Raw genomic sequence first — 26706 nt, forward strand, 5'->3', positions numbered from 1 at the left:
CGCCCAGCGGTACGCTGACGCCGTGGCCCGAGTGGTGGAACTGACGTCCTATCCGGTCAAGGGATGCGCGGGCGTCGCGCTGACAGAAGCGCTGATGACGCGGGCGGGTCTCGCTCATGACCGCAGCTTCATGGTGGTCGGCGAGAACGGGGTGTTCCGCAGCCAGCGGCGCGATCCGCGACTTGCGGTCGTCCGCCCCGCGATCACGGCCGACGGCGGGCAGCTCACGCTCCACGCGCCGGGTGTTGACCCCGTCCGTATCGACGTCGACCGGGCGTCGGCGCGGGTCGGGGTGGAGCTGTTCGGTACGGCGTACGAGGGCATCGACCAGGGCCCGGCAGCCGCCGACTGGCTCTCCGGCGTACTGGGCGCACCGAGCAGACTCGTGTGCGTGCCGCCGGAACACGGGCGCCTGACGGACGGGTTGACGCCCGGCACCTCCGGCTATGCCGACAGCAGTCCGGTGCACATCCTGTCGGTCTCCTCCCTTCAGGCGCTGAACCGGCGGATCGCGCAGACGGGCTCCGGCCCGCTGCCGATGACCCGGTTCCGTCCGAACATCGTGGTCGACGGCTGGGACGAGCCGCATACGGAGGACCGGGCCCGGCGTGTCACCGTCGGGAGCGCCGAGCTCGGTTACGCGAAGCTCGCGATCCGCTGTGCGGTCACCCTGGTCGACCAGAGCAGCGGCGCGAAGGCGGGCCCGGAGCCGCTGCGGACGCTCGCGGGCTATCGGCGGGCGGCCGAGGGCGGTGTGGCGTTCGGCTCGAAGTTCTCGGTGGTACGGACGGGCGAACTGGCCCTCGGCGATGACCTCGTCGTCGGCGAGTGGGACGGCTGAGGCGTCCGACCGGGCGGGACTAAACACGCCCTGGTTCAGCCGGCCACGCTCTGCGCCGCCAGGTGCGAGGTGAACCAGTCCCGGGCGAGCTCGGCGACCCGGTCCAGGGCCCCAGGCTCCTCGAAGAGGTGCGTGGCGCCCGGCACGATCTCCAGCCGGTTCTCGCAGTGCAGCTGTGTCTGTGCCTGGCGGTTGAGATCGAGGACGAGGGCGTCGTGGCCACCGACGATCAGGAGCGTGGGAGCGCTTACGTCGCCGAGGGACGGACCGGCGAGATCGGGGCGGCCGCCGCGGGAGACCACGGCCCCGATGTCCGCGCCGGATTCCGTCATGGCGGCGGCCCGCAGCGCCGCAGCCGCTCCGGTGCTCGCTCCGAAGTAGCCGATCGGGAGGGATTCGCGGCCCCGCAGCCAGCGGGTGGCGTCGGCCAGCCGCCGGGCCAGGGTCTCGATGTCGAAGACGTTGGCCCGGTCCGACTCCTCGGCGGGAGTGAGCAGATCGAAGAGCAGGGTGCCCAGGCCCGCCCGGTTCAGGGTGCCCGCCACGAAGCGGTTGCGGGGGCTGTGGCGGCTGCTGCCGGAGCCGTGGGCGAACATCACGACCGCCGCGGCACCTGCCGGCAGGGTGAGGTCCCCGGCGAGAGCGACCCCTCCCGCGTCCACATCCACCTCGGCCTCGGAACCTGTCGAGGCGCCGAGCGCGGACGCCTGTGCGAGCAGCGAGGCGACCTCCTCGTCGGGAGTCTGGGAGAAGTCCATGTACCACTCGCCGACGGCGCGGAAGGCGCGCGGCGTGGACAGGCACACCACCTCGTCCGCCTCGACGCGCAGCCACTCGACGGCGTCGGGCGGTGCGACCGGCACGGCCAGTACAACGCGGCCCGCGCCCTGTGCCTGAACGACCTGGCAGGCCGCCGCGGCCGTGGCACCGGTCGCGATCCCGTCGTCCACGATGATCACGGTCCGGCCGGTGAGTGCGAGCCGCGGCCGGTCCGCCCTGAAGCGTCGCGCCTGCCGCGCGAGCTCAGCCTCCTCGGCCCGCTCGACCGACTTGAGCTCGTCCTGCCCCGCCCTGCTCATACGGACGATGTCGTCGCTGATGACCCGCACCCCGCCCTCGCCGATGGCCCCGAATCCCAGCTCCCGGTGGTACGGGACCCCCAGCTTGCGGACCACGATCACATCGAGCGGCGCCCCGAGCGCCCGCGCCACCTCGAAGGCCACCGGCACTCCGCCCCGGGGCAGACCCAGCACGACGGGCTCCTCCCCCTGTACGTGCCGTAGCGCTTCGGCAAGCTGTCGTCCTGCGTCGATGCGGTCGGTGAAGAGCACGGTGGTTCACTTCCCCGCGCGTATTGCCCCTTTTGTGGCTATTTTACTAGGCGGCGATACGGTCCTCCGTATGGAACGCATCGGAGCCGCCCTGATCGACATCGACGGCGTACTCACCGTGTCCTTCAGGCCACTGCCCGGAACCGTGGAGGCCATGCAGCGCCTGCGAGCCGCAGGCCTCCCGCTGGCGCTGGTCACCAACAACACCGCACGCACCCGCGCCGCGATCGCCGCGAAACTCGCCTCGGTCGGCTACCCGGTCACCGCCGGTGACATCCTCACGGCCCCCGCCGTCACGGCCGCGTACCTCCGCGAGCACCACCCGGGCGCCCGCTGCCTGTTCCTCAACAGCGGCGACGTCCAGGACGATCTCGACGGCGTGACCCTCGTCCCCGAGGCCGACGACACCGCCCCCGACGTGGTCGTCTTCGGCGGCGCGGGCAAGGAGTTCACCTACGCCTGCCTCAACCGCGCCTTCCGCGAACTCCAGCGCGGCATCCCGCTGATCGCCATGCACCGCAACCTCTACTGGCGCACGTCAGGGGGCCTCGACCTCGACACCGGGGCCTTCCTGCTCGGCCTGGAGCGAGCCGCCCGCGTCGAGGCGACAGTCACCGGCAAGCCCGCGGAGGCGTTCTTCGCCACAGCGCTGGCACACCTCGGAGTCACCGCGTCCGAGGCCCTGATGGTGGGCGACGACATCGAGTCGGACGTCCTCGCGGCCCAGCGCTGCGGCATCACCGGCGTCCTGGTCAAGACGGGCAAGTACCTCCCGGAAGCCCACGCGTCGGCTTCGGGCACCCCCGACCATGTCCTCGACTCCTTCGCGGACCTGCCCGCGCTGCTGGAACGGGCGGGCCGATGAGGCTGACTCCCGAGGATGCGCGAGCGCGGTTCGCGGCGGCGCCGGTCGCCCGCCTGGCCACGGTCGGGAGCGAGGGCGCGCCGCATCTGGTGCCGATCACCTTCGCCGTGGACGGCGACCTCGTGTGCTTCGCGGTCGACCACAAGCCCAAGAGCACCCGCGATCTGCGGCGGCTGCGCGATATCCGCGCCAACGATCATGTCTCGGCACTCGCCGATCACTACGCGGACGACTGGTCCCGGCTGTGGTGGGCGCGGGCCGACGGGCATGCCGAGGTGGTCGAGGAGGGTGAGCGGCTCTCCGCTGTCATGGAGCTGCTGCGCGCCAAGTACGTGCAGTACCGGGAGCGTTCTCCCGAGGGGCCGGTCGTCGTGATCAGCGTGACTCGCTGGTCCGGCTGGGCCGCCACCTGACGGCCCCGGCCGGCGCGGCGCTCAGAGCCAGCCGTTGCGGCGGAAGCTGCGGTGGAGGACGAAGCAGGCCACCGCCATGACGCCGAGGGCCAGCGGGTATCCGTAGGTCCAGCGCAGCTCCGGCATGTGCTCGAAGTTCATGCCGTAGACGCCGCACACCATCGTCGGTACGGCGATGATCGCCGCCCATGCCGTGATCTTGCGCATGTCCTCGTTCTGGGCGACCGTCACCTGTGCGAGGTGGGCCTGGAGGATCGAGTCGAGCAGGCCGTCGAAGGACGTGATCTGCTCGGCGACGCGGTTGAGGTGGTCGACGACATCTCGGAAGTACGGCTGGATGTCCGGGCCGAACGGCGGCAGCGAGTGGGAGGCCAGGATCTGGAGCGGGCGGTCCAGCGGTGCCACCGCGCGCTTGAGTTCCAGCAGTTCGCGCTTGAGCTGGTAGATGCGGCCGGCGTCGCCGTGGCCCGCGTGTTCGCTGAAGACGGCGGTCTCGACGGCGTCGATGTCGTTCTGTACGGCGTCCGCCACGTTGAGGTAGTCGTCCACCACTTGGTCGGCGATCGCGTGCAGTACGGCGGCCGGGCCCTTGGCCAGCTGCTCGGGCGTGGCCTCCAGGGCCTCCCTCAGTGGGCCGAGCGAGCCGTGCCCGCCGTGCCGGACGGTGATCACGAAGTCGGACCCGGTGAAGACCATGAGCTCGCCGGTGTCCACGACCTCGCTGGTGGCGGTGAGCTCCTCGTGCTCGACATAGCGGCAGGTCTTGAAGACGGCGAAGAGCGAGTCCTCGTACCGCTCCACCTTGGGCCGCTGGTGGGCCTGCACCGCGTCCTCGACGGCCAGCGGGTGCAGGCCGAACAGCTCGGCGATACCGGCGATCTCCGTCTGCGAGGGCTCGTGCAGCCCGATCCACACGAAGCCGCGGCCCGTCTTGCGGACCCGCCGCAGCGCCTCGTCCACGGGGGCGCCGTCGGGCTGCCGCACGCCGTTCTCGTAGACCACGCAGTTGACGACGGTGCTGCCCAGGGGGGAGCGGGACGGGTGAGAGAGGTCCACCGTCCTGCGGTAGGCGCGGCGCACCGCACGGCGGAGATTGCGGATCATCGGCACAGCTGGGCTCCTTCGGACAATCGTCCGTCAGTGTGCCATCGGTCGCGCCGGCGCAGAGTGCCGCCTCTCGCTCCCGGTCAGCCGCAGCTCAGCGTCGGGGCCGCCCAGTCCGCGTGGTCGTAGTCGATGCCGTCGCCGCTGTCGGTGACGACCAGCCTGACCTCCAGGCCGCCGGTGAGATCCGCGGTCAGCTGCCTGGCCGCGTCGGCTCCGGTGACGCGGCCGCTGTCGGCGACCAACGCATCGTCCCGGTAGATCCGGAAGACCACGGAGCCGTTCGTACCGCCCGCCTCGTCGTCGATGCCGACTCCGGTGGTCAGGGCCGAGCAGCCGCCGCCGAGGTAGTACGTGATCGTGGAACCCGCGTGGGTGCCGAAGCCCTTGGCGTAGGCCGTGCCGCCCACGGTGAGGGTCCTGCCGTCGCCCGCGGCCTTCTCGCCGTTGCTCAGGTCGCGTTCCACCGGTCCCCAGCCGTTGACCGCCGAAGCCCACGACAGGTCGCTGAGCGCATGCGTCCCGGCGGCCGGGCCGTTGCCGCAGACGAGCCTGGCGTCCGCCCAGTCGGTGTGGTCGTAGTTGATGCCGTCGCCGCCGTCGGTGACGACGAGCCGCAGTTTCGTACCGCCGGTGAGGTCGGCGCTCATCCGCTTGGGCGGATCGTTCGCCGTCCGCAGCCCGCTGTCCGCGAGCAGGAGACCGTCTCTGTAGATACGGAAGACGGCCGAGCCGCCCGCCGTCGACTCGTCGTCCACGCCGACGTCGACGCTGAAGGACCGGCAGGTGCCGCCCAGGTGATACGTGAGCTCGCTCGCCGCGTGCGTGCCGAGGCCCTTGGCGTACGCCGTCCCGCCGATGGTGAGGGTCCTGCCGTCTCCGGCGCGCTGTTCGCCGTTGCTGCGGTCGCGCTCGACCGGCCCCCAGCCGTTGATCGCCGATGTCCACGGCAGATCGCTGAGCTGGTTGACCCCGGCCGGGGGCGGTACGGGAGCGCCCGGCGTCACGCGGTACATCACGGTGCCGTGGGCGGGCACCGAAGCGCTGATGGCGCCCGTGGTGGTGCCGGTCTGCTTGGACCAGAGGTCCTTGAGCGCGTACGAGGAAGCACCGCCGATCCCGATCGCGTCGACGGTCGTCGAGATCGTCCGCGCCGAGGAGGTCTCGTTGGTCAGGGTCACCGAACGGCCTCCGTCCGCCAGGGGTTTGGACATCACCACCAGGCCGCCGGAACTGGACACGACGGTGCCCTGCCTGCCCAGAGCGTCCTGGTCGACCGCGATCACGTCGGTGTTCTTCAGGATCGCGAGGGTGGCGGCGGATGCGCTGCGCAGATCACTGCCGATCAGCAGCGGCGCGGCCATCTGTGCCCAGAGGCTGAAGTGGGTGCGGTATTCGGTGTCGGTCATCCCGCCGTTGCCGACCTCCAGCATGTCCGGGTCGTTCCAGGCGCCGCGCCCGGCATACGGAGCGAGTCCCTGGTTCTGGTGGGCGATGCCGATCATGCTGGACCAGGAGTCGCTGATGTCTCCGGTCGTACGCCATGAATTGCCGACGCCCGCCGCCCAGTTCCAGGGCTGGTTCTCGCCCCACTCGCAGATGCTGTAGAGGATCGGCCGCCCGGTCGCCTTGAGCGCGTCACCCATCGCCTTGTAGCGCTGCCGTGCATCGGCGCCGGTGTTGTTGCAGTTGTCGTACTTCAGGTAGTCCACGCCCCAGGACGCCCACAGGCTGGCGTCCTGCTGCTCGTGCCCGAGCCCGCCGGGGAATCCCTGGACGTCACAGGTCTTGGTCCCGGCGCTGGAGTAGATCCCGAACTTGAGCCCCTTGGAGTGCACATAGTCGGCAACCGCCTTGATTCCGCTGGGGAAGCGCACCGGGTCGGGGACGAGGTTGCCATTGGCGTCGCGCTGCGGCAGGGCCCAGCAGTCGTCGATGTTGACGTAGGTGTATCCGGCGTCCTTGAGCCCCTGTGAGACGAAGGCGTCGGCGACGCCCTTGACCATCGCCTCGTTGAACTCGGCCCGGCAGTGGGTGGAGTTCCAGTTGTTGAAGCCCATCTGGGGCGTCAGGGCGAGGCCGTTGTCGACGGCCGCTGCCGGGGGCGCGGCGGCGACCTGTGCGGTGACGGTGGCGAGTGTCGTGGCCGCGGCACCGACGGCGAGGAGGGCGAACGCGGCGGTGAGTGCGGCCAGGCGTTCTCTGAGCGGGCGTGCGGTGTGTCGTTCGGTGTGCATGTGCGGCTCCAGAGGGGGGTCAATGGCGCACAAACAAACGGGGGCGAACGAAAGTCACCACATCTCAGCGTCGAGGCAGGAACATGTCAAGAGATTGCGCGCGTGATACCGCCGGTGCCGAGCCCCGGTGCGGCGCTGCCGCTTGCTCAGGTGGCGTACCGGCCCAGGATGTGGCCCATCGCGGCCAGCACGGACGGCTCGACCCGGTAGTAGACCCAGGTGCCGCGCCGCTCCGAGCTGAGCAGGCCCGCGTCCTTGAGCTTCTTCAGGTGGTGGCTGACGGTCGGCTGGGAGACGCCGACGTCGGAGATGTCGCAGACGCACGCCTCGCCGCCCGCGTGCGAGGCGACCGCCGAGAAGAGCCGCAGCCGGACCGGGTCGCCGAGGGCCTTGAACATGGCCGCGGTGCGGACTGCCTCCTGTGCCGTGAGGGGGCGTTCGGTCAGCGGCGGGCAGCAGGGCTCGCCATCCGGCTCCAGCAGGGGCAGCACCTTCGCATTCGACATATGCCTATGTTGACACATGTCGAAACAATGCGCCGGGAGCCGGGATCTCGGCTCCGTGAACTTATGCCGGAAATAGATGGGAAAGGAGCACAATCTATTCAGGGGGGAACGAGAAACGGCACCGCCCGGAGAGTGATCAGATGCCAGCGAACCGGCCTCTTTCGCGCTACGCCCCGGATCACGGACTCACCACACGCATGGTGACCACGATGTTCCTCATCGGGCTGCTCTACGTCGTCTTCGTGGGCGCCCTGCTGGCGATCCTGCGGGGCTCCTGGCCGCTCATCCTGCTGATCGCGGGCGCTGTGTTCGTCGCGCAGTTCTGGTTCAGCGACCGGATCGCGGCCTTCAGCATGGGCGCGCGTGAGGTCACCCCCGAGCAGGCGCCCGAGCTGCACGGCGTCGTCGACAGGATCTGCGCGCTCGCCGACATGCCCAAGCCCCGCGTCGCGATCGCCCAGAGCGATGTGCCCAACGCCTTCGCCACCGGCCGCAACGAGAGGACCGCCCTGGTCTGCGCCACGACCGGCCTGCTGCGCCGCCTGGAGCCGGAGGAACTGGAAGGGGTCCTCGCGCACGAGCTGTCCCATGTCGCCCACCGCGATGTCGCGGTGATGACCATCGCGTCGTTCCTGGGTGTGCTGGCGGGCGTGATGACCCGTATCGCGCTCTGGGGCGGCTTCGGCCGGGCGGACAGCAGCCGCGACCCCAACGCCGCCATCGCCATGATCCTGGTGCCGGTGGTCAGCGCCGTCGTCTACGTGATCAGCTTCCTGCTGACCCGCGTGCTCTCCCGCTACCGCGAACTGTCCGCCGACCGCGCCGCCGCGCTGCTCACCGGCCGCCCCTCGGCGCTCGCGTCCGCGCTGACCAAGGTGACGGGCGAGATGGCGAGGATCCCGACGGAGGATCTGCGCAAGGCGGAGCCCTACAACGCCTTCTGGTTCGCGCCGGCGTTCTCCTCGAAGCAGAGCCTGAGCCGCCTGTTCTCCTCGCACCCGACGCTGGAGCAGCGCCTGGACCAGCTGGCCAGGATCTCGGCGCAGCTGGCCCGTCCGTAAGACGCAGATGCCGACGAACTGAGGTACCCCGTGGGACTCCTCGACACCATCCTCGGCCGCAGCAGGCCCGTACGCCCCGATCTCGACCAGCTCTTCGGCCTGCCCGGTGCCGCGATCACCCTCCAGGCCGGCGCCGGTTTCACCCCGACCGGTATCGGATCGGTGTGCTTCGCCAGCGTGGAGGGCGGCGCCTTCGCACAACTCCAGCAGGATGTACGGGAGTTGCTGGACGCGGACACCGATCGCGGCGGCGTCCCGGTCGAGTTCAGCCAGGACGCGTACGGCTACACGTGGCTCCTCGCCCGCCACCCCGCCGACGACACGGCCTCCCTGGTCAACGACCTCCACGCGGTCAACACCCTTCTCCAGGAGGCGGGATTCGGCCCCCAGCTGCTCTGCTCCCTGATGGTCTTCCGCGAGACGGCGGGCGATCGCCCGCTGGCCCTCGTCTACCTCTACAAACGCGGCACCTTCTACCCCTTCGCGCCGCTGCCCGGCGCGGTCGAGAAGCGCGACAACGCCCTGGAACTCCAGACCAGGGCGCTGCTCACCGACGACCTGCGCATCGAGACGGACCTGGCCCGCTGGTTCCCGGTGTGGGGCGCCCCGGGCCTGGGAGCCCGGCGGACCTGAATCTCACCGACGTGTCAGGCGTTCACCGCGCGGGTTGGCCCCGGAATGGCTAGCGTGACAAGCGGGGACAAACCATCGAGCAGGAGAGAGTCATAGCCATGGCCGCACTACCTGAGGGCACGCCGTGCTGGGCCGACGCGATGTTCAGCGACGTCGAGGGTGCGAAGAGTTTCTACGGAGATGTGCTGGGCTGGACGTTCGGGGAGGCGCAGTCGGAGTACGGCAACTACACGCAGGCCTACGTCAACGGCAAGGCGGTGGCCGCTGTCGTCCCGCCGATGCCCGGCGCGGAGGGGCAGTCGGCGTGGTGTCTGTATCTCGCGTCGCCGGACGCCGCCGCCACGGCCGCGAAGATCCGTGACAAGGGGGGCGAGGTGTGATGGAGCCGATGCAGGTCGGCGACTTCGGTTCGATGCTGCTGGCCAGCGATCCGGGCGGTGTCGCGTTCGGGGTGTGGCAGGCGGGTGTCCACGAGGGCTTCGAGGAGAAGGCCGTACCGGGCGCGTATGCCTGGGCCGAGGTCTTCACGCGCGAGCCCGAGAAGGCGGACGCCTTCTTCCCCGCCGTCTTCCCGTACAAGGTGCAGCGCGTCGAGGACCCGGAGATGAAGGATCTGGACTTCACCGTCTACAACCTCGGCGACGACACGGTCCTGGGGCGGATGAAGATGGGGGAGGAGTTCCCGCCGGAGGTGCCTGCCTACCTCAACGTGTACTTCACCGTCGAGGACTGCGACGCGGCGGTGGCCAAGGCGACCGAACGCGGCGCGGTGCTCCGGTTCGGGCCGATGGACAGCCCGTTCGGGCGGTTCGCGGCGCTGACCGATCCGCAGGGCGCGGCGTTCTCGGTGATCGACATGACAACGACCGCCGGCGATATGCCGAAGATGTCGGACGTGACCTAGGGCCTGTCGCAGGACCTCCGCACTTCCCCCTACCTGCTGATCGCGGCGGACCGCGACTGACCGCGTCCGACCGTTCAACGGAGCAGCCCCGGGCCCCCGTCGGCCCGGGGCCGCTCCGCCGTCGCGGCGAATTCACGGCCCGCACATGCGCCCATCCCGTGCCCGACGCCCGGCCGCCATCCCCCGGTTACACGCTCACGTGACTGATCGTCATGTTCCCGACACTGAGGAGCACATTCGTGAGCAGGCCCCGTTCCGTCCGGCCGGCCGCCCTCGTACTGGTCACGTCTCTCGCGGTGCTCGCCGCGGCCGTGCCCGCCGAGGCGCGTACCCCTGCCTCCGGTTCACTGCCCGCCGTCACACCCCGGGCGGAGACGCCCACGCTGTACGACGACGAGGCGGGCGGCAATGCCAACGCCGACGACCCCGCGATCTGGCGCAACGCCGCCGACCCCGGCCGCAGTCTGGTGATCGCCACCGCCAAGGAGGGCGGACTGCGCGTCTACGACCTCGACGCCCGCCAGGTGCAGTCGATCCCGGCCCCTGCCGGGCCGCGGCCCGACGACGCCCCGGGCAGGTTCAACAACGTCGACCTGGTCCAGGGGCTGCGGCTCAGCTCCCAGAAGGCCGACATCGCCGTGACCACCGACCGCGGCAACGACCGGCTGCGCGTCTACCGCATCGACCGCGACCGTCCCGGCGGACCGCTCACCGATGTCACCGACCCCGCCGCCGCGCCGGTGTTCTCCACGGGCCAGGACGAGATCAACGACCAGAAGACCGCCTACGGCCTGGCCACCTGGACGGACAAGACCAGCGGCCGCTCGTACGCCCTGGTCAGCCGCCGCAACCGCACCGCCGTCGCCCTGCTGGAGCTGACCGCCCGGCCCGGCGGCACCGTCGGCTACCGCAAGCTGCGCACCCTCGACCTGCCGTCCACCTTCCGGCTGCCCGACGGCTCCTCCTGGACCCCGTGCGCCGAACCCGGTGAGCTGCCCCAGGTCGAGGGCATGGTCGTCGACCCGGCCAACGGCATGCTCTACGCCGGGCAGGAGGACGTCGGCATCTGGCGCATGCGCGCCGATCTGACCGGTCGGCCCCAACTCGTCGACAAGGTACGCGAGTTCGGCATCTCGGGCGTGTACGACGAGGAGACCGAGGAGTGCACCGCGGGAGCCGACCCCGGCTTCGGCGGCAAGCGTCTCGCGGCCGACGTCGAAGGGCTGACGCTGCTCACCGAGCGCGACGGCGACGGCTACCTCATGGCCTCCAGCCAGGGCGACAACACCTTCGCGCTGTACGACCGCGAGCTGGAGGACGACAACGAGTACGAGGGCGGCTTCCGGGTCGCCGCGGCTACGGGGACCCTCGACGGCTCCGAGGAGTGCGACGGCGCCGCCGTGCTCAACGCGCCGCTGGGCAGGAAGTACCCGCACGGCCTGCTCGTCGTCCAGGACGGCCACGACACACCGGCAGAGGACGAGCGGGAGGCCACCGGGTTCAAGTTCGTGGATCTGGGCGATGTCATGGACAGCGTCAAGGACTGAGCCAAGGACCGAGTACCGGCCGGTCCCGCCGCCCCGCCAGGAGCGGCCCGTAGGGACCGGCCGGGCGGCTTGTGCCCAGGGGGTGGCGGGAAGCCGGGAACTGGTGAACACTCGCGGAACCCCGCACACGTCGCGCGCCTTCCCTAGGCTGGAACCGACCGGTCCAGGACGCGTGACGAGGTGGGTGGGCCGCCTCTGAGCGCGGCGCGGCCGACAGGGCCCGGTCGGAGGCGAGGGATGATGAAACGTCCGACGAGAGCGCGAGCACGGGGGCGCTGCGGACTGTGACCCAGCGGATCCAGGTTTTCGGCGGGGCGGCTCTGGCCGCTGTCTATGTGCTGGGCAAAAAGCACGACACCCTCCAGCTGGCCGAATCGGCCGGGGGCTCCGGTGCCCTGTACGGGCTGTCGCCCAGCTACTCCCTGTCCGGCCGGGCTCCCGTCGTGGACGCCTTCCGTACCGGCCGCCCCCTGTGGCTCAACGCGACGGGACTCGCCTCGTACGGCGAAAACCCTCCCGAGACCCTGCCCGCCCATGTCTCGCTGGGCGCGCTGCCGCTCGGAGCGAACGGCAGTCCGCTCGGCTGCCTGGTCGTCGTCGACGAGGTCGCCGACGGCTTCGATGCCGAACGCCGCAACTTCCTGGAGCTCTACGCCGACCAGGTGGCCGCATGGCTCGAAGCGGGCGGCGAACCAAGCAGTCACGCCATCGGCCGTACGGGTCGCCGCGCGGTTCTGGGACCCGCTCTGGACCGCTTCTCCGTCGGCTCCTTCACCCTGGTCCTGAACACCGGCCAGATCGACGCGGACGACCGGGTGCTCGATCTGGTCGACATCCCCAGGGAAGACTTCGACGGACGTGTCGAGACGCTGCTCGAACACACCGTCCCCGACGATCTGCCCGCGCTCATGTCCATCGTCGAGCCGGGCCATATGACCTCCACCGGCCGGGAACTGGAATTCCGTATCCGCCGCCCCACGGGTGAGCTGCGCTGGCTGCGCCTGCGCGCCCGGCGGCTCGCGGAGCGCGGCGGCAGGCCCGAGCGGGTCCTCGGAGTCGTCGCCGACGCCGCGCATCTGCGGCCCAGCGCGGACGAGGTCTCCAAGGTGCAGCGGCTGTCCGTCGCGCTGGCCGGTGCGATGACCGTCAGGGACGTCAGCCGGGCGGTGGTGTCCGCCCTGCGCGACCCGCTGGAAGCCGACCGGGTGGCCCTCGCCGAACTGGAGGGCGACCGGCTGGTGGTCTCGGTCCTCGACCCGCCGGAACCGGATGCCTGGCCGGAACTGTGGCGTTCGGAATGGCGCTCCGAGTGGCCCGACGCGCCCGCCCGCGCCCTGCCCACACTGGAGGCCGCGCTGCGCGAGGGCCGGATGAGCCTGTGGACGGCGGGATCCAGCCTGGAGCCGAACCTTGCGGGCGTCGGACCCGGCGGCCTCGCCGTTCTGCCGCTCCCGGCCGACGGCCGGGTGGTCGGCGCATGTCTGGTCGGATGGGACGAGCCGCACGCCTTCGGCACCGAGGAGCGGTCCCTGCTCACCGCGACCGCGGGCCTGGTGGGACAGGCCCTGATGCGCGCCCGTGCGCTCGACGCCGAGCACGAGCTCGCGACGATGCTCCAGCGCAGCCTGCTGCCCCGCAAGCTTCCCAAGCTGTCCGGAGCCGTCGCCGTCGCCCGCTATCTGCCCGCGACGGTGGGCCTCGCCGTGGGGGGCGACTGGTACGACGTGATCCCGCTCTCCGAGAACCAGGTGGCGCTGGTCGTCGGGGACGTCCAGGGACACAACGCGGGCGCCGCGACGATCATGGGACAGATGCGTACCGCCATCAGGGCCTACGCGGTGGAGGGCCACCCGCCCGACGTGGTGGTCTCCCGCGCCAACCACCTGCTCGTCGGCATGGAGACCGACCTGTTCGCCACCTGCTGCTATGTCGCGATCGACATGGAGGAGGGCAACGCCTGGTGCGTACGGGCCGGGCATCTGCCGCCTCTGCTGCGGACGCCGGACGGCGACACCCGGGAGGTGACCGTCGAGGGCGGGCCCCCGCTGGGCGTGCTCGCCGAGGCGGAGTTCCCGATGACCGCGGTCGCACTGGCTCCCGGCGCGGTGCTCGCCCTGCTGACGGACGGTCTGGTCGAGTCCTCCAGCCTGCATCTGGACGTCGGCATGCGCCGCGTGTGCGACCTGCTGTCCGCCGCCGACCCGTCCGACGCCGGGCGGATGGCCGACGAGCTGCTCGGCGGCTCCAACCGGCGCGACGACGACGTGGCCCTGCTGCTCCTGCGCTACGACGGGATCGGGGTGCGGCCGCTGCGGGTGAGCTGGACCGTGTGGAGACTGCCCGACGCCGTCGCCCACGCGCGCCGCTTCACGTCCCGCACCCTGCGCTCCTGGCAGGTGACGGAGGAGGCCGACACCATCCTGCTGGTCGTCTCCGAGCTGGTCACCAATGCCCTCGTCCACACCCAGGGCCAGGTGCGCCTCGACTTCACACTCGCGGGGGCGCGCCTTCGGGTGGCGGTGAGCGACGCCTCTCCGCGCGCGCCCGTCAAACCATCGAACGTGAACTGGGACGCGACCGGCGGCCGGGGCATCCTGCTCGTCCAGGCGGTGTCGGCGTCGTACGGCTCCGTGCCGCTCAGCGGCGGCAAGCAGGTGTGGGCGGACATCACCCTGTCGCCGCGCGAGACCTGACCGCCGGGGTGGTGCGCACGCCCGCGGTGACGGACGTGCGCACCCCTGCTGTCCGACGGGCTACGGCTTCCACCAGGCCGCGGAGGCATCGCGCAGCGTGTTCGTTCCGCAGTGCACCTCGCCCATGCCGACGTGATACGTGTGCCAGTCGTCGAGGTACGACACCTTCATGCCCGCGCCCGTGTACGCGGCGGTCACGGCGGTGGTGAAGATGTCCTTGCCGCCGATGACCGGTCCCCACTGCCGCGGAGCCAGATAGCGGTTCCTGCCGAGCACGACCCCGTTGACCGCCCCCGGAACGTAGGCGCTGGTCATGACGGATTCCGCGGCGGCGCCGCCCTCGCGGTGACGGGAGAGTTCTTTCTGCTGCCCGTACTCGCGGACCGCGTCCGGTGCCTGGCCGGCCCCCATCCGCGTCAGCCGCGGCATGCTGTCACCGCTCTCCTCGCCCGTACCCCGCGTGTACAGGGCGGGCACCCGCACGACCTCGGCTTCGGTCGCGCCCGTCTCGCGCATGAGCACCGCCAGATTCGCCCTGATCCGCTTCGCGGCCAGGGTGTTGTCGGCCACCAGCCACTTCGAGGCGAGTGCCTGGTCGATGGTCTCCTTGGGTGCGGGCAGGTCCTTGCTGCCCGGCACCGAGAACATCCGTGTCTTGCCGTGACCTGCCGCTTTCGCCTCGCGCAGCAGCCGCAGCCCGGCATCCGGGTCGGCGATCGCGATCTTCCAGCCACGCGGGGTGTCGGCCGGGAGGAACTGGACGAACTCGTCCACGTGGCCCACGTGCAGCCACGAGGTGTCCAGGAGCAGCGGGTCCTGGGAGCCCTGGGACTTCAGCAGCGTACGCATGGCCTGTGCGGGCTTGGAGCCGTTGTCCTTGCGCTCGCCCATGATGATGCGCCCGGCGGGGAAGGACCGGCCACCGTGGCTGTAGGGAGGGATGGTCTCCAGGTTCCCCATCGAGTTGAGGGTCCACTCCTCCGAGTCACGGACCCCGGACACCTGCACCACGCCGACGCCGTTGCCGCGCAGCTTCTCGAACAGCTCCCGGCCCGCCGTGCGGTCCGCCTGCGCGGAGCGCAGCATCACGCGCATGACCTGCTGCCGCCCGCCGGGACCGGCCATGCTCACATAGCCGGGCTCGACGAAGTCCTGCGCCCAGATGTCCCCGTACTTCTCGAAGGTCACCAGCGGCTTGGACAGCCCCGCCGACGTGGCCTGCGCGGCAAGGCCCTTGACGAAGGCCTGCTGCCTGCGCGCGTAATCGTCCTTCCCGGGCACCTTGGTGACCATCAACTGCTGGGCGTTCTGCAGGTGATGGTGGGTGAGCAGCGGGGCCACGCGCAGGGTGACATCGTCCGACGTGCTCTTCCCGCCGGAGGTCACGGTCAGCCGGATCACGGCGCGGCCGTCCCAGACCTTGCTGTCACGTATGACGTCGGTGCTCTCGACCCCGAGCTCCGCCCCGGAGCGCAGCTCGGCGGTGGACAGCCGGGTCTTCGCGGTGACCAGGGCCCAGCCGGTGGTGTGCTTGAGGAAGACCCGGGTGTTCTTGCCGCCGTTGACGACTCGCAGCGTGCCTGTCGCGGTGGCGGGCAGCTTCGCCATCGGCACGGAACGCACCCGCGCCAGGTCGGCCAGGTCGTCGGCGCCGTTCACCTTGGCGTCGGAAGCGTCGTTGCAGGCGGCGAGTTTGGCGTCCGGCAGCGGCTTGCCGCCGGGGCCCTTCACGGCGCACCGCTTGCTGTCGTCGTCGATATTGGGCAGGAAGACCGCGCCCCTCCCGGGGGCCCAACTGTCCTCCCCGTCGGTGTCGGTGGTGCCACTGACATCCACCCGCCCGTCCCGGTTCACGTCTGCCCGGAGGTCCACCTGTGCGGGCGACTCGACGGCGAACGCCGGTGACACGGGCGCCATTACGGCCCCGATCACGGTGATGGCCAGTGCCGCGTGTCTCGCATGGCTCGTACTCACGATGCGTCCCTTCCTGAGGTTCGGGATTCCGAGCCGGAAGAGGGCATGAGAGAGCGGTGAGTTGCCTGTGGGCGCGAGGGATCGTCCAGGAGACGTGGCGAGGAATCAGGCGCGCTGGGACAAGGGCGGGTTGGACCGCCCGAAGGCTATGTGGTCGGGGCTGGATGTGCGGCTGGGCCGCACAATTCAGCCCCTCCGGCGTTTGAGGAGCGGGGTCTGGGGCGGAGCCCCAGTTCGGGATGGGGGTACCTCCCACGGCCGCCAGGCCGTAGGGGGAGGGCGGGTCGGGGCTGTACCGATGTGCGGCTCCGCCGCGTGGAGCCCGCCGCAGGCGCGCCCTCTACTCGCTGAGCCGCACCAGCGCCAGCGTGATGTTGTCCGGACCCCCCGCCTCGATCGCCGCCTTCCACAGCTCGAACGCCGCCCTCCCGTCGTCATGCACCCGCAGCAGCTCGTCGATCACGTCGTCCGGCAACGGATCGGTCAGCCCGTCGGTGCAGATCAGGTAGCGATCGCCCGTCGACAGCGTCGAGGCCCGCACATGGGCCGTGACGGCCTCGAATTCGAGGCGCCCGCCGAGCGTCTGTGTGACGGCCGACGTCGTGCGCCGCCCCGGCTCCGGCGGTGGGCTGTCGTCCACGCTCACCTGGCGAAGCCCGTCCCCACCGGCCTCGTACACCTTGCTGTCCCCGACGTTGAACGTCAGCAGTGACTCCGCGAGTACGACGGCACCCGCCACCGTCGTCCCCATCGTGGCCAGTTCGGGCCGGCCGTCGGCAGCCGCGTACACCGACTCGTTGCACACGTCCAGCGCGTCACGGAGGGGCGCCTCACCGTCCAAGGAAGGCCCGAACGAGGCGAGTTGGCGGGCGACCAGCGCACTGGCCACCTCACCGGCAGGCTGCCCGCCGAGCCCGTCGGCCACTGCGACGACGAGCGGCGTGCCGAGCGGGAACACCAGGGTCTGAGGGTTCTCGGTCACGGTGCCGCACAGCGTCCACGGCCCGACGACGAGGCTGTCCTCGTTGTGCTCCCGGATCAGCCCGACGTGGCTCAGGGCGGTCACGGCTATGTACGGCACTGAAGGTCCCGCCTCTCAGCTGGGCAGGCGCGTGCTCCTCACCACCATTGTGACGCGGGGGGCGCGCCGGGGCAGCGGGCCGGGCCTGTTCTGTGCCGCAAGGCTCCGGAGTGCCCCTGCGGCAGGGGTGCCATAGCGTTGGTTGTAGTCGTGGTGGGGGCCTTGCGGAAGGATCACCATGCGCAGCTATCCGCCCATCGCGGACCACGGGCTCATCGGGGATCTGCAGACCGCGGCCCTCGTCTCCTCCGAGGGCGTCGTCGACTGGTTCTGTACGCCGCGCTTCGACTCGCCGAGCCTGTTCGCGGCGCTGCTCGACCTTGAACGCGGCGGGCATTTCGCGATCACCGCCGATGCGCCCGACGCCACCGTCCGGCAGCTCTATCTGCCGGACACGGCCATCCTGGTCACCCGTTTCCTCACGGCCGACGGCGTGGGCGAGGTCCTCGACTTCATGCCCCTGGACCTCCCCGAACTGCCCACGGCCCGGCACCGCATGGTGCGCGTGATGCGGGTGACGCGCGGCACCGTCCGTTTCGCCCTGGAGTGCAGGCCGCGGTTCGACTACGGCCGTGCCGAGCACCGGCTGACCCTGGAGTCCGGAGTCGCTCACTTCAGCGGGCCGGACGCCGAGGCCTTCTTGCAGACCATAGGGCCGGTGACGCTGGAGCGCGACGGCGAGGACGCAACGTCGACGGTGGTGCTGCGGCAGGGGGAGCGGGCCGCCGTGGTGCTGACCGTGTGCGAGGCCGGTGGCGAGCAGCCGGCACCGATGACCGACCACGACGGACGGCAGGCGTTCGACGACACCCGGGACTTCTGGCACGGGTGGATCCGTCGCAGCCGCTACCGGGGCCGCTGGCAGCAGATGGTTCACCGCTCCGCGATCACGCTCAAGCTCCTGACGTACGCGCCGACCGGCGCGCCCGTGGCGGCGGTCACGATGGGGCTGCCGGAGCAGCTCGGCGGCGAACGGAACTGGGACTACCGCTACACCTGGGTGCGCGACGGCTCCCTGTCCGTGAAGGCCCTGGTCGACCTCGGATTCGAGGAGGAGGCCCACGCCTTCCGCCTCTGGCTCGGTGCGCGTATGAAGGCGGGCAAGACCGTCACCGGTGAGCCGCTGCAGATCATGTACCGGGTGGACGGCGACCCTCACCTCGCGGAGGAGGTGCTCGGCCACCTGGAGGGCTATCGCGGCTCGGCTCCGGTACGGGTCGGCAACGGGGCCGCCGACCAGCTCCAGCTCGACATCTACGGCGAGGCCGTCTACGCGCTCGCGGAGACCAGGAACGTCGTCCTCCTCGCCGGCTATGACGGCTGGCAGGTCGTTGCCGGACTGCTCGACTGGCTGGCCGGGACATGGGACCGGCCCGACGAGGGCATCTGGGAGACCCGCGGCGGCCAGAAGGACTTCACGTACAGCCGTCTGATGTGCTGGACGGCCTTCGACCGCGGTATCCGGCTGGCCACGGAACTCGCCCGCCCTGCCGACGTGCCCGGCTGGACCGCCGCCCGTGATGCCGTGCTCAAGCAGGTGATGGACCGCGGCTGGAGCCGTGACCGCCGGGCGTTCGTCCAGCACTACGGGGACGAAGTCCTGGACGCGTCCCTGCTGTTGATGCCCACCGTGGGATTCGTATCGCCCAAGGACCCCCGCTGGCTGTCGACGCTGGACGCGATGGACGCAGAACTGGTCTCCGACAGCCTCGTCTACCGCTACGACCCTGCCGCGTCCCCGGACGGACTGCGCGGCAGCGAGGGCACCTTCTCTCTGTGCAGCTTCCTGTACGTGGACGCCCTCGCCCGCGCGGGCAGGCTCGGCCCAGCCAGGTACGCCTTCGACAAGATGCTCACCTACGCCAACCATGTCGGCCTGTTCGCCGAGGAGATCGGTCCCACGGGCGAGCAACTGGGCAATTTCCCCCAGGCGTTCACGCATCTGGCACTGATCACCGCGGCCATGTCGCTGGACGAGGAGCTCGACCGGGCTGAGGCATGACGCACCCCTGAAAGTCAGCTCAGCCGTCTGGGTGACGGTTGCAGTGAGTCACCGGGGCGCCCCGAGCCGGGGTGGTGATGATGTTCCCGACATCACGTTTCCCACCCGCCTGTCTGTGGCGCTCCCGGTCCGCCGGGGGCGCCACACGCACGCGCGAACATGAGGAGTGGCATTGGCCGCTGAACAGGGCAACGAGCAGGAGATCGGCCGGCTTACGCTCGGGGGTCGGGTCGCGTCCGTACCGCCGATGCCGTATCCCGTACCGGACCCGGACCAGAAGTGGGATCTGCCGAACGGTTTCGCGCGGGTCTACTACGGCGAGGGCTCAGATGGTGTCGAACGGCCGGTCATCATGGCCGACGGGTTCAACCTGGGCAAGAGCGACCTGGACTGGCTCTACGCGGGACTCGACCGGGACTACCCGCTGATCACCAAGCTGCGGCAGCAGGGCAGGACCGTGATCCTGCTCGGCTTCGAGGAGCGCACCGAGTCCATCCTCGACAACGCCGAGGCCGCGCAAGCAGCCATCCTGCGTACCATCGCCGAGCAGCGGGGCGACACCCCGCTGGCTGTCGGCGGGTTCAGCATGGGCGGTCTGATCACGCGTTATGCCCTGGCCCGACTCGAGTCGCAGAGTGTGGACCACCGCACCGGTCTGTACTTCTCCTATGACACCCCCCACCGCGGCGGCGTGATCCCCATCGCGATCCAGGCGTTCGCCCACTTCATCCCGGGCCAGGAGAATGCCTTCGCCAAGCAGATGAACAGCTCGGCCTCCCGGCAGATGCTGTGGCGGCACTACAACAGCGCGGACGGCTCGGTCCGGCAGGACCCGATGCGCGAAACGTTCCTTGAAGCCCTGCGCGCGGTCGGCGACTGGCCTCGGATTCCCCGAAAGATCGCCGTCGCCAACGGCACCGGCAACGGCACCGGCATCGACGTCCCACCCGGCGAGATGGCCCTGAAGAGCACCGGCCTCATCGCCTTCCCCGGCTCCACCTTCTACACCCAGGCCGCCGGCGACGGTGTCACGGTCGCTGAACTCAGGCGACTGCTGCCGCCCGCCTCGAAGACCGTCAAGACCAACGGCCTCCCGGAACTCGACGGCGCCCCCGGCGGCACCCTCGACTCCTACCAGATCATCGCCAAGGCTCTGGAGGAGAAGGGAGGCAGGACCGATCTGCGGCACCCCACGGTCTGCTTCGTCCCTTCGGTCAGCGCCGTCGCCATCCGGGACATCGGCAACCAGGACGACCTCTACGTCAAGATCGACGGTCTCGACCCGGCGGAGAGCGAGCTGGACGAGTTCCTGTGCTCCTCCACCACCACTGCCCACACGCAGGTCACCGCCGAACTGTGCGAGTGGCTCCTGGCGCGGCTTCCGTAAGGACTGCTCCCCGCACACACTGAGCGCTTCGGTTGGCGAAACCGCCAACCGAAGCGCTCAGTCACATCCTGTGCTACGACCCGCTGATCAGTTCTTGACCTTGACGGGGGTCAGGGTGAATCCGTTGTTGGGCTTGCCCATGAGCAGGTCGGGCAGCCCACCGCTGAGGGCGAAGGTCGACCCGTGGGGACCCGCGGCGATGCCGCTGGTGACGGGGGCGGTCACGGTGTCGGTGACATTCACCGTGGCGTACTTCCAGTCGCCGCAGGGGCGCACCCGCTGGATCTGGGCGGGCTTGCCGGTCAGGAGGCCGCTGCTGACCGCCGCGATGGAGCCGTCGGGCAGCACCCGGATGCCGGCGGTGAGGGCGGCCAGCGGCTTGGAGAGCTCGACCTTCCGCGCCCGCTCGGGGTGGTTGACCGGTACCCGGACCAGAGAGCCGTCGGCCTTGGCGATGATGAGGTGGTTGTGGGGCGTCCACGCCACCGCGGTCATCCCGATGCCGGACAGGAAGTTGGGAACGTCGACCGTTCCCTTCAGGAGATCGCTGCGCAGGAGGACCGAGGCGTGGCCGTTGCGGTCGATGCGGAACACGGTGGGGGTGAGCTGGTCGACGGCGTACGCGGTGCCGTCGGGGGCCACCGTCACGTCGGCGATCAGGTGCTGCTTGCCGTCGGCGGCGACCTTGGCCAGATCGGCGTACCAATGCTTCCGTCCGCCGGTCAGGTCGTAACTGCCCACTCCGGCGACGCGGAAGGTGGTGTCCTTGGACGAGCGGTCCGCGAGGCCGTAGTCCACGTTGCTTGCCAGGACGCGGTGCCTGTCGCGGTCGACGCGGACGGCCTGGACGGACACCAGGCTCGGGTCGTCGACGAGGGTGCGCACGGTTCCGTCGAGGCCGACGGTGGAGATCGTGCTGTGCTTCAGCGAGCCGACAACGAAGCTCTTCGACTGGCGGTTGTAGTCGACCGAGTGGGGGAACACCCCCGGGCCGTTGGCCTTGATGACGCTGTGCGCGGCGTTTTCGGTCTGCTCGATCCTCGGTCCGTCGTGGCCGGGAGCCGTGGAGGCGGAGGCCGTCATGACGGCCGTACCGGTGGTCAGCACTGCGGTGAAAGCGGCGGCGGCGAGCGCGAGCTTGAGCTTCATGGAAATCTTCCTCCGTCTGTTGAGGTGTTCTTCGCGAAAGGCTGTGAGTGAGGGAGCGCGGCGTCGACGCTGCCGCGGGCGGCGTTGGGGTACGGGCGGGCCGACTGGGAGATCAGTCGGTGATCTGACGCCCGAGCAGGGCGGCCAGGTGGTCGATCGCGGGGGCATCCGCCGGTGCGGTACGGGACATGGCGAACGGGCCGTCCGGGGCGGGCGGCAGCTGCGCCACCAGACCGCGGGCGAACTCGATCTCCCGCTCGACCGCGGTGTCGTCGAACAGGGCCTTCTGGCCGGTGGCCTGGGCCAGGTCCCAGCCGTGGACCAGGTGCTCGACGGTCTGCAGGTGCAGTGCCACGGGGCCGGGCACCTCCCCGATCGGGGCCTGGACGGTGCGCTCCAGCGCTCCGGGGCGAGCGAAGGCGGCGGCCAGAGCGCCGGCCGACTCGCGGACGGCCGCCTTCAGCGAGGCAGGCGTGGACTCGGTGCCGGCCGGCTGCTCGGGGCCCTGCGAGGTGGGCTGCTCGGCCATCACGTCGGTGAACACCCGCTGTCCCGTCACCAGGTGGTCGACCAGCTGCGAGACGTTCCAGTCGGAGCAGGGCGTGGGCGCGGTCCACTGGTCTTCGGCGACGGCCTCGACCAGCTGGGCAACGGTGTCGACGATGCCGGTGAAGGCCGTCACGGGGTTTTTGGACATGGGAGATCTCCATTCATGGTCAAAGGGGGCAGGACGGGGCGTTCCGTGGACATGTCTGTCGAAGGGCACGTGTTGCCCCTGTTGCGGAGGTGGGACGAGCGGGAGCGGCAGCGTCGTCGGCGATGGCGTCGGCGTCGGCGAGTTGGCCGTGACACGCGCCGCTCAGGTCACTCGTGGCCCGGCTATCGGCAGTGGGCAACCGCCGGGGCGCTCGTCCGGGTGTGACGCATCGTCCGGCCGGCTGCGGTTCGGTTTCGGGTCGTCAGCCGGGCGGTTGGATCAGGCAGGCGATCGGATCAGGCGTGCGAGGACGTACGGGTGTTGGGGCTGTCGGCCGTCGCCGCCTCCCCGGCGGGGTGGACGGTCTGGTTGAGCAACCGCAGCGCCGCTTCGGAGGCCGATCCGGGCTCGGCCGTCGTCACGACCAACCGGACCCCCTGTCCCCGCGGCACGGGCAGAGAGTGCTGCAGAACGTCCATCTCCCCGACCAGCGGATGGCGCATCCGGTACTCGGCAAGATCCCAGGCCCGTACCCGGTGCTCGGCCCACAGAGTGGCGAACTGCTGGCTCTGCATGGTCAGTTCACCGATCAGCGATGCCAGGCGCGGGTCGTCCGGGTATTCGCCGACCGCCTGCCGCAGCTTGCCCACCACGTCCCTGGCCTTCCTCGGCCAGTCGACGTACAGGTCCCGAGTGTGGGCGTCCAGAAACACCAGCCGGGCCGTGTTGGGCCGCTCGGCCACCCGGTCCGGGCTGTCCACGTCCAGGTGCCCTGCGAACAGGGCGTGGCCGGCACGGTTCCAGGCCAGCACGTCCGAACGCCTGCCGAGGGCGACCACCGGTGCATCACCGAAGGTGTCCATCAACTGCCGTACCGCCGGTGTGACCCGCTCGGCGGGCAGCCGGCGCCGGCGCGTCTGCTGCCGCCCGTCACCCGCCAGGTCGTGCAGGTGGCGCCGCTCCGCGTCGTCCAGCCCCAGCGCCGTGGCGAGCGCATCGAGGACCTGCGGCGACGCGTTCAGCGACAATCCCTGTTCCAGCCGCGTGTAGTAGGCCACGCTGACGCCCGCCAGCTGTGCCAGCTCCTCGCGCCGAAGACCCGGGACCCGCCGCCGCTCGCCGTACTCCGGGAGCCCCACGTCCGCCGGCTTCAGCTGTGCCCGGCGCGTTGAGAGGAACTCCCCGAGGAGGGATTTGCCGTGCCGTGTGTCGTTCATGCGGTCGAGTATGGTCCGGCCCGCATTTTCTAGCCTGCCACTGCGAGTAACAGGCAAGGAGACTGCGGAGACCAGGCTGTTCGGCCGGAAGGGGACGGTCACCGCCAGGTTCCCCAGTCACCGAAAAGTGCGTTCTTCCCTGCCGGGCACACACTCTCCTACGGTTTCCGAGTAACCACCGGAGAGCGTTTGTGCCTCGGGTTCTGTGGAAGCGAGCGAAAGCAGGCAGCATGCCCATCACCCTGGTCAACCCCGAAGGACTCCCGAAGGTCGACATCTACCGGCAGGTATCGATCGCGACCGGGTCGAGGCTGGTCCACATCGCCGGCCAGGTCGCCCGCGATGCCGACGGCAACCGAGTCGGCGAAGGTGACCTCGCCGCCCAGGTCGAGCAGTGCTACCTGAACATCGCCACCGCCCTGGCCGAGGTCGGCGGCTCCTTCGCCGACGTGGTGAAGCTGACTGTCTACGTGGTCGACCTGACCCCCGACAAGATGCCCCCGTTCCTGGAGGGGGTCGCCCGGGTTGCCGCGAAGCTGGGGGTCACCCCGGTACCGCCACTCACTGGGGTGGGCGTGGCCGCGCTGGCCGAGCCCGACCTCCTGGTGGAGGTCGAAGCCACCGCGGTCCTCGACTGAACGGGGGCTCTTCGCCCGGAGCTTCCGGGGAGCCCTCCTTCTCCCGGACCCGGTGAGCACGCCTGGATCTGCCTGCGGCGGCGGTAAGGCGTGGACTCGGCGTGTAGGACGTGCGCAAGAAATCGAACACATGATTGAATTCCGGCCATGCCCCACGCTGCCTTCCCGCCCGACCTCGTACAGGCCCAGCGCGACTGGAACCGGACATACGCACTGCTCGCCGAGCATCAGCTCCACACCACGGTGCTGCGCCGCCGCCTGCTGGACCTGTCTATCCGGCTTGTCCGGCATCCGTTCTGGGCCACCGAGCAGGGCCGGTCGCCGGCGGCCCGGGTGGAGCTGCGCCGCCAGGCGCGCGCTCAGGAGGAGGAAGGGGAGGCCTGTGGTCGATCGCCTGAGCGCGCGGCAGGAGAGCATTCTGCGGTGCATCACGGAGTGGATAGCCGAACACGGCGAGGCCCCGACGATCCGGGAGATCGGTGAGAGTGTCGGCCTGTCGAGCACGTCGTCGGTGGCCTACCAGCTCCGCCGGTTGGAACAGGCCGGGCTCATCAGCCGCAGCCGCCGGAGCTGGCGCTCCTGCCGCATCGGCAACTGACCTGCGGGCCCGGCCCGTTGAGCTGGAGCTCCCGCATCGCGGAGCCTGAACACCGGTAGCGCCGGCCGGCGGATTGGCCCTCGGCCGGAGCCGGTCATGGCCCGGGCGGGGCCGCAGGCGTCCGGCTCACCGTCCGGCCCAGCGCCGCTGCCGCCCGCGCGAACTTCGCCGCGTCCACCACGGCCGCGCCGCCGACGTCGTTGTTGAAGTACACGTACACGTCGTCCTCGTCCGGCCAGGCGTCGGCGATCCGCCCGGCCCACGACGTCAGGGCCTGGCGGCCGTAGCGCGGCGGCGGCTCGGCGATGCCGCCGTGGAAGCGCACGTACCCCCATGACGCGGTACGCCACAGGGGTGTCACCGGACGGGACGCACGGTCCGCCCAGCACAGGGCGCTGCCGTGCCGTTCCAGTACCGCCCGGAGCTCACGCTCCGCCTCCCACCACGAGGTGTGGCGGAATTCGACGGCCACCCGGACCGTGTCGGGAAAGCAGCTGAGGCAGGCGTCCAGAGCCGCGATGTCCTCCCGGAAGTTGGGCGGCAGTTGCAGCAGGACGGGTCCGAGCCGCTCGCCGAGGCCCTCGGCGCGGTCCATCAGCCGGCGCACCGGCTCCTGGGGGTCGTGCAGCCGCTTCAGATGGGTCAGATAGCGGCTGGCCTTGACCGCCATGACGAACCCCTCCGGCGTCCGCTCCCGCCATGAGGCGAAGTTCTCCTTGGTCGGGAGCCGGTAGAAGGCGTTGTTGTTCTCCACGGTGGCGAACTGCCGGGCGTACTCCTCCAGCCACAACCGCTGCGGTTGCTTGGGCGGATAGAGAACACCGCGCCAGTCCTTGTACTGCCACCCCGAGGTTCCGACGAGCATGGGCATGCTCCGATCCCTGCCCGCACGAGGTAGGGGCATATCGCCCCATGCGTCCGGCCGGACCTTCGCGAAGCCCGCGGCACGCGTGAGTTCAGGGCGCCGTGAAGAGGGTCGGGAAGCGGGGAGCGAGCCAGGGCTTGCGGCCCCAGGCGACGACGCGGCCCCGGGCGATGGCGCCCCACGGCTCGCAGCGGCCGAGCGCCATCAGCAGGAAGGTGACCGGTTCCGTGAGGATCGTGCAGTCCGGGCGGTCGGGCGGCTGCGGGCTCACGGCCACCTCGCCGTCGGTGAACGTCACGCCGAAGCGGGCGCCGCCCCACAGGCGGATCGTGTAGCGGGCGTTCAGCCCCGCGCTGTTGGCGGCGTCGACCACACGCGGCATGGCCCTGATCAGGAAGGGCAGGGCCAGCTCGACCCGGACGCGGTCGATCATGTGCGGGCGGCCCAGCGCGCGGGCGAGGTCGTAGCCGTGGCCGAGCATGTGCGTCAGCAGGTACGAACCCAGCTCGGCCGGGCTCATCGGGCCCAGTGGAGTGAACAACGCCCCCTCCACGGCCCCCTCGCCCGCCCGCTCGTCGACCGCCTTGAGGAATGCGGCGGCCTGCTCCACGATCATCCCGGCCAGCGGATCGGCCCCGCGCTCGCCGAACTCGGCGAGCGCGCGCTCATTGGCCGCGGCCAGGCTCTGCGGGGTGCCGTCCCCGTGGCTGCGCTCCTGCCCTGCCGCGATGTCGGCCATCAGCTCATTGGCCTGCGCCAGATGAGCTGCCGCCGCCCCGAGGCTCCACTCCGACCCGGGCACCGGAACACCCGTGTCGGCAACCCCGCGCAGCAGCGCGGCGATCTCCTCGGCGGTGCCGCGTATGGCCTCACCGAGCCCCTCGGGCAGAGTGCCTCGCAGGTCCTGCCCAGCCACTTGTGCCACGCCATTCCCCTCGTCACCGATCCCGTACGGGATCGCCC

Annotated in this window: 21 protein-coding genes and 3 pseudogenes; 12 read left to right on the forward strand and 12 right to left on the reverse strand. The window is 70.5% G+C overall.

All coding sequences use genetic code 11. The features are described from left to right. The first annotated feature begins 22 nt into the window (after positions 1 to 22). Positions 23 to 841 (forward strand): MOSC domain-containing protein, encoded by an 819-nt coding sequence (locus OG741_RS21045; protein WP_405600093.1) that lies wholly within the window; start codon positions 23 to 25, stop codon positions 839 to 841. Between the two features lie 35 nt (positions 842 to 876). On the opposite strand, the gene OG741_RS21050 is transcribed toward OG741_RS21045, so the two are convergent. Then, a complete protein-coding gene (locus OG741_RS21050) occupies positions 877 to 2172 on the reverse strand; it encodes a phosphoribosyltransferase family protein (protein ID WP_405600095.1) in 1296 nt (431 codons plus the stop codon). 70 nt (positions 2173 to 2242) lie between these two features. Between OG741_RS21050 and OG741_RS21055 the strand changes: the two genes are divergently transcribed. After that, positions 2243 to 3037, forward strand: a complete 795-nt coding sequence (locus OG741_RS21055; RefSeq protein ID WP_405600098.1) for an HAD-IIA family hydrolase — start codon at positions 2243 to 2245, stop codon at positions 3035 to 3037. Beyond that, positions 3034 to 3450 carry a TIGR03668 family PPOX class F420-dependent oxidoreductase gene (locus OG741_RS21060; RefSeq protein WP_405600100.1) on the forward strand — a complete coding sequence of 139 codons (417 nt, stop codon included), beginning with the start codon at positions 3034 to 3036 and terminating at the stop codon, positions 3448 to 3450. Before OG741_RS21055 ends, OG741_RS21060 begins: the two co-directional genes overlap by 4 nt. 21 nt (positions 3451 to 3471) lie before the next feature. On the opposite strand, the gene corA is transcribed toward OG741_RS21060, so the two are convergent. The 4 genes and pseudogenes from corA to OG741_RS21080 all read right to left on the reverse strand — a co-directional run bounded on the left by corA (position 3472) and on the right by OG741_RS21080 (position 7297). Next, a complete protein-coding gene (corA, locus tag OG741_RS21065; protein WP_405600103.1) occupies positions 3472 to 4554 on the reverse strand; it encodes a magnesium/cobalt transporter CorA in 1083 nt (360 codons plus the stop codon). Positions 4555 to 4637: 83 nt separating this feature from the next. Next, positions 4638 to 5063 (reverse strand): annotated as a pseudogene (locus OG741_RS21070) (NPCBM/NEW2 domain-containing protein); the annotation flags it as partial. A gap of 33 nt (positions 5064 to 5096) precedes the next feature. Beyond that, a pseudogene (locus OG741_RS21075) lies at positions 5097 to 6791 on the reverse strand (NPCBM/NEW2 domain-containing protein); the annotation flags it as partial. A gap of 146 nt (positions 6792 to 6937) precedes the next feature. Then, positions 6938 to 7297, reverse strand: coding sequence for an ArsR/SmtB family transcription factor (locus OG741_RS21080; RefSeq protein WP_405600105.1), 360 nt, complete (start codon positions 7295 to 7297; stop codon positions 6938 to 6940). Positions 7298 to 7437: 140 nt separating this feature from the next. Here OG741_RS21080 and htpX point away from each other — a divergent pair, with 140 nt between their 5' ends. From htpX to OG741_RS21105, 5 genes and pseudogenes are all read left to right on the forward strand, one after another. Further along, complete coding sequence (gene htpX / locus OG741_RS21085; protein WP_266480174.1) at positions 7438 to 8358, forward strand: zinc metalloprotease HtpX; 921 nt, start codon at positions 7438 to 7440, stop codon at positions 8356 to 8358. A 30-nt stretch (positions 8359 to 8388) separates the two neighbouring features. Beyond that, positions 8389 to 8991 carry a hypothetical protein gene (locus tag OG741_RS21090; RefSeq protein ID WP_405600107.1) on the forward strand — a complete coding sequence of 201 codons (603 nt, stop codon included), beginning with the start codon at positions 8389 to 8391 and terminating at the stop codon, positions 8989 to 8991. A 98-nt stretch (positions 8992 to 9089) separates the two neighbouring features. Next, a pseudogene (locus OG741_RS21095) lies at positions 9090 to 9895 on the forward strand (VOC family protein). Between the two features lie 239 nt (positions 9896 to 10134). Next, complete coding sequence (locus OG741_RS21100) at positions 10135 to 11442, forward strand: phytase (RefSeq protein ID WP_405600109.1); 1308 nt, start codon at positions 10135 to 10137, stop codon at positions 11440 to 11442. 284 nt (positions 11443 to 11726) lie between these two features. Further along, the gene (locus tag OG741_RS21105; protein ID WP_405600111.1) at positions 11727 to 14135 is read left to right on the forward strand and encodes a SpoIIE family protein phosphatase; all 2409 of its coding nucleotides are present in this window, start codon (positions 11727 to 11729) and stop codon (positions 14133 to 14135) included. Between the two features lie 60 nt (positions 14136 to 14195). Here OG741_RS21105 and OG741_RS21110 read toward each other — a convergent pair whose 3' ends face one another. Next, on the reverse strand, positions 14196 to 16052 hold the full coding sequence (locus OG741_RS21110) for a protein-arginine deiminase domain-containing protein (protein WP_405605689.1): 1857 nt from the start codon (positions 16050 to 16052) through the stop codon (positions 14196 to 14198). A gap of 397 nt (positions 16053 to 16449) precedes the next feature. Beyond that, complete coding sequence (locus tag OG741_RS21115; RefSeq protein ID WP_405600113.1) at positions 16450 to 17190, reverse strand: PP2C family protein-serine/threonine phosphatase; 741 nt, start codon at positions 17188 to 17190, stop codon at positions 16450 to 16452. A gap of 178 nt (positions 17191 to 17368) precedes the next feature. Here OG741_RS21115 and OG741_RS21120 point away from each other — a divergent pair, with 178 nt between their 5' ends. Both OG741_RS21120 and OG741_RS21125 read left to right on the forward strand, forming a co-directional pair. Next, positions 17369 to 19192, forward strand: coding sequence for a glycoside hydrolase family 15 protein (locus OG741_RS21120; RefSeq protein WP_405600114.1), 1824 nt, complete (start codon positions 17369 to 17371; stop codon positions 19190 to 19192). Positions 19193 to 19364: 172 nt separating this feature from the next. Continuing rightward, a complete protein-coding gene (locus tag OG741_RS21125; protein ID WP_405600116.1) occupies positions 19365 to 20579 on the forward strand; it encodes an esterase/lipase family protein in 1215 nt (404 codons plus the stop codon). 87 nt (positions 20580 to 20666) lie between these two features. Here the strand turns inward: OG741_RS21125 and OG741_RS21130 are convergent, their stop codons facing one another. The 3 genes from OG741_RS21130 to OG741_RS21140 all read right to left on the reverse strand — a co-directional run bounded on the left by OG741_RS21130 (position 20667) and on the right by OG741_RS21140 (position 23642). Continuing rightward, positions 20667 to 21728 carry a hypothetical protein gene (locus OG741_RS21130; protein ID WP_405600118.1) on the reverse strand — a complete coding sequence of 354 codons (1062 nt, stop codon included), beginning with the start codon at positions 21726 to 21728 and terminating at the stop codon, positions 20667 to 20669. A 112-nt stretch (positions 21729 to 21840) separates the two neighbouring features. Continuing rightward, positions 21841 to 22425 carry a TIGR03086 family metal-binding protein gene (locus OG741_RS21135; protein WP_405600121.1) on the reverse strand — a complete coding sequence of 195 codons (585 nt, stop codon included), beginning with the start codon at positions 22423 to 22425 and terminating at the stop codon, positions 21841 to 21843. 296 nt (positions 22426 to 22721) lie between these two features. Further along, a complete protein-coding gene (locus OG741_RS21140; RefSeq protein ID WP_405600123.1) occupies positions 22722 to 23642 on the reverse strand; it encodes a helix-turn-helix domain-containing protein in 921 nt (306 codons plus the stop codon). A gap of 230 nt (positions 23643 to 23872) precedes the next feature. Between OG741_RS21140 and OG741_RS21145 the strand changes: the two genes are divergently transcribed. Beyond that, positions 23873 to 24280: a RidA family protein gene (locus OG741_RS21145; RefSeq protein WP_405600125.1), complete on the forward strand. Its 408-nt coding sequence runs from the start codon at positions 23873 to 23875 to the stop codon at positions 24278 to 24280. A 382-nt stretch (positions 24281 to 24662) separates the two neighbouring features. Then, positions 24663 to 24878 (forward strand): LexA family protein, encoded by a 216-nt coding sequence (locus OG741_RS21150; RefSeq protein ID WP_405600126.1) that lies wholly within the window; start codon positions 24663 to 24665, stop codon positions 24876 to 24878. 94 nt (positions 24879 to 24972) lie between these two features. On the opposite strand, the gene OG741_RS21155 is transcribed toward OG741_RS21150, so the two are convergent. Both OG741_RS21155 and OG741_RS21160 read right to left on the reverse strand, forming a co-directional pair. After that, entirely contained in the window at positions 24973 to 25749 is a 777-nt protein-coding gene (locus OG741_RS21155) for a DUF72 domain-containing protein (RefSeq protein WP_405600129.1), read from the reverse strand. 85 nt (positions 25750 to 25834) lie between these two features. Beyond that, positions 25835 to 26659, reverse strand: coding sequence for a maleylpyruvate isomerase family mycothiol-dependent enzyme (locus OG741_RS21160; RefSeq protein ID WP_405605691.1), 825 nt, complete (start codon positions 26657 to 26659; stop codon positions 25835 to 25837). Positions 26660 to 26706: the final 47 nt, after the last annotated feature.

This window comes from Streptomyces sp. NBC_01410, from assembly GCF_045040195.1.
Lineage (GTDB): Bacteria > Actinomycetota > Actinomycetes > Streptomycetales > Streptomycetaceae > Streptomyces.

What these genes read in the sequence shown, in the direction of transcription:
- OG741_RS21135 (WP_405600121.1), bottom strand. Translation starts at nt 22,425, where the DNA reads ATGTCCAAAAACCCCGTGACGGCCTTCACCGGCATCGTCGACACCGTT.
- corA (WP_405600103.1), bottom strand. Translation starts at nt 4,554, where the DNA reads ATGATCCGCAATCTCCGCCGTGCGGTGCGCCGCGCCTACCGCAGGACG.
- OG741_RS21145 (WP_405600125.1), top strand. Translation starts at nt 23,873, where the DNA reads ATGCCCATCACCCTGGTCAACCCCGAAGGACTCCCGAAGGTCGACATC.
- OG741_RS21120 (WP_405600114.1), top strand. Translation starts at nt 17,369, where the DNA reads ATGCGCAGCTATCCGCCCATCGCGGACCACGGGCTCATCGGGGATCTG.
- OG741_RS21140 (WP_405600123.1), bottom strand. Translation starts at nt 23,642, where the DNA reads ATGAACGACACACGGCACGGCAAATCCCTCCTCGGGGAGTTCCTCTCA.
- OG741_RS21130 (WP_405600118.1), bottom strand. Translation starts at nt 21,728, where the DNA reads ATGAAGCTCAAGCTCGCGCTCGCCGCCGCCGCTTTCACCGCAGTGCTG.
- OG741_RS21060 (WP_405600100.1), top strand. Translation starts at nt 3,034, where the DNA reads ATGAGGCTGACTCCCGAGGATGCGCGAGCGCGGTTCGCGGCGGCGCCG.
- htpX (WP_266480174.1), top strand. Translation starts at nt 7,438, where the DNA reads ATGCCAGCGAACCGGCCTCTTTCGCGCTACGCCCCGGATCACGGACTC.
- OG741_RS21080 (WP_405600105.1), bottom strand. Translation starts at nt 7,297, where the DNA reads ATGTCGAATGCGAAGGTGCTGCCCCTGCTGGAGCCGGATGGCGAGCCC.
- OG741_RS21055 (WP_405600098.1), top strand. Translation starts at nt 2,243, where the DNA reads ATGGAACGCATCGGAGCCGCCCTGATCGACATCGACGGCGTACTCACC.
- OG741_RS21155 (WP_405600129.1), bottom strand. Translation starts at nt 25,749, where the DNA reads ATGCCCATGCTCGTCGGAACCTCGGGGTGGCAGTACAAGGACTGGCGC.
- OG741_RS21110 (WP_405605689.1), bottom strand. Translation starts at nt 16,052, where the DNA reads ATGGCGCCCGTGTCACCGGCGTTCGCCGTCGAGTCGCCCGCACAGGTG.